The sequence below is a fragment of the Microbacterium sp. Kw_RZR3 genome (assembly GCF_029222405.1).
Lineage (GTDB): Bacteria > Actinomycetota > Actinomycetes > Actinomycetales > Microbacteriaceae > Microbacterium.
In genome coordinates this window covers 1-2,422 of record NZ_JARHXC010000269.1, presented here as the reverse complement: position 1 = coordinate 2,422, position 2,422 = coordinate 1, and the positions used below count along the sequence as shown (strand labels likewise).

At 67.9% G+C, this 2,422-nt stretch carries 1 protein-coding gene; it reads right to left on the bottom strand.

Annotation, left to right across the window (positions count from 1 at the left end):
- Window positions 1-17: 17 nt before the first annotated feature.
- A complete protein-coding gene (locus P2P98_RS14970; protein WP_275800928.1) occupies window positions 18-2,237 on the bottom strand; it encodes an NADP-dependent isocitrate dehydrogenase in 2,220 nt (739 codons plus the stop codon).
- Window positions 2,238-2,422: the final 185 nt, after the last annotated feature.

Genomic DNA, 2,422 nt, shown 5'->3' with positions numbered 1-2,422 from the left:
TTCAGCGTGTGAGCGGCTCAGCGCAGCGCGTCGACCACCGCGTTCAGCGTCGCGGACGGGCGCATGACCTTCTCGACAAGCGCGGTGTCGGGACGGTAGTACCCACCGATCTCGGCGTGATGGCCCTGGACCGCGTTGAGCTCGGACACGATGGTCTGCTCCTCGGCCGCCAGCTTCTCGGCAACCGGCGCGAAGACCGCGGCGAGGTCGGTATCCTTCGTCTGCTTCGCCAGCTCCTGCGCCCAGTACAGGGCGAGGTAGAAGTGGCTGCCGCGGTTGTCGATCGTGCCGAGGGCGCGACCGGGCGACTTGTCGTTCTCGAGGAACGTGCCGGTCGCGGCATCCAGGGTCTCGGCGAGGACACGAGCGCGCTCGTTGCCCGTGGTGTCGGCGAGGTGCTCGAGCGACGCGGCGAGAGCGAAGAACTCGCCCAGCGAGTCCCAGCGGAGGTAGTCCTCCTCGACGAGCTGCTGCACGTGCTTGGGGGCGGAGCCGCCGGCACCGGTCTCGAACAGGCCACCGCCCGCGAGCAGCGGAACGATCGAGAGCATCTTGGCGCTCGTGCCCACCTCGAGGATCGGGAACAGGTCGGTGAGGTAGTCGCGCAGCACGTTGCCGGTGACCGAGATCGTGTCCTCGCCGCGGCGGATGCGCTCGAGCGAGTACGTCGTGGCCTCGGCGGGGGCGAGGATCTCGATCGTGAGGCCTTCGGTGTCGTGGTCGGCGAGGTACTCGTTGACCTTGGCGATGAGGTTGCGGTCGTGGGCGCGGTTCTCGTCGAGCCAGAACACGGCCGGGACACCGGTCGCGCGGGCGCGGGTCACGGCGAGCTTCACCCAGTCGCGCACAGCCACGTCTTTGGTCTGCGTCGCGCGCCAGATGTCGCCCGTGCTCACCTCGTGCTCGAGCAGCACATCGCCGTTCGAGGCGACGACCTGCACGCGGCCGGGCGCGGCGATCTCGAAGGTCTTGTCGTGGCTGCCGTACTCCTCGGCGGCCTGCGCCATGAGCCCGACGTTCGGCACCGAACCGATCGTGGCCGGGTCGAGCGGGCCGTTGGCGATGACGTCCTCGATGGTCGCCTGGTAGACACCGGCGTACGACGAGTCGGGGATGACGGCGAGGGTGTCGTCCTCTCCCCCGTCGACGCCCCACAGCTTGCCACCGTTGCGCACGAGGGCCGGCATCGAGGCATCCACGATCACGTCGGACGGAACGTGCAGGTTGGTGATGCCCTTGTCGCTGTTGACGTACGACAGGCGGGGGCCGGATGCCAGGGCGTCACGGATCTCGGCGGCGATGGCGTCGCCGCCCTCGACGTTCGCCAGACCCGCGAGGATCGAGCCGAGACCGTCGTTGGGGGTCAGACCGGCGGCCGCGAGGGCGTCGCCGTGACGGTCGAAGACATCGGCGAAGAAGGCCTTCACGACGTGGCCGAAGATGATCGGGTCGCTGACCTTCATCATCGTGGCCTTGAGGTGCACCGAGTAGAGCACGTCGTCGGCCTTCGCCTGCTCGAGCGTGTCCGCGAGGAACGCGTCGAGGGCCGCGGCCGAGAGGAAGGTGGCATCCACGATCTCACCCTGGAGGACCTTCAGTCCCTCCTTGAGCGTCGTCACGGTGCCGTCGGTGGCGACGTGCTGGATCGACAGGACGTCGTCGTCGGCGATCACGACCGACTTCTCGTTCGAGAAGAAGTCGTCGTGGCCCATCGTGGCTACGCGGGTCTTCGAGCCCTCGCCGAACGGCTTGTTGCGGTGCGGGTGCTTCTTGGCGTAATTCTTCACGGCGAGGGGGGCACGACGGTCGCTGTTGCCCTCGCGCAGCACGGGGTTCACCGCGGAGCCCTTGATGCGGTCGTAGCGCGCGCGCACGTCTTTGTCTTCGACGCTCGACGCCTCGTCCGGGTAGTCGGGGATGTCGTAGCCCTGCGACTGGAGCTCGGCGATCGCGGCCTTGAGCTGCGGGATGGATGCCGAGATGTTCGGCAGCTTGATGATGTTCGCCTCGGGCAGCGTCGCGAGACCGCCGAGCTCGGCGAGCGCGTCGCCCACCTGCTGCTCAGGGGTGAGGCGCTGGGGAAAGGCCGCGAGGATGCGGCCGGCGAGCGAGATGTCGCGGGTCTCGACGTCGACCCCCGCCTGCTTCGTGACGGCCTGCACGATGGGCAGGAACGACGCGGTGGCGAGAGCCGGCGCCTCGTCGGTGTACGTGTAGATGATGGTGGAATCGGGCACGTCAGATCTCTCCGTAGAGGCGGCCAGGGTGTGGTTTCAGCCTATCGCACCTCGGCAAAGTCTCTTGATGTCAAGATAATTCGGTGGTCGTCGCGATGGCCGCTTGCGGGTTTCGTCCGTGACTCTGCGGCATCCCCAAGGTTGCACACCCCCGCAGTCCCGATAGCCTGGGCGCATGGCCGACC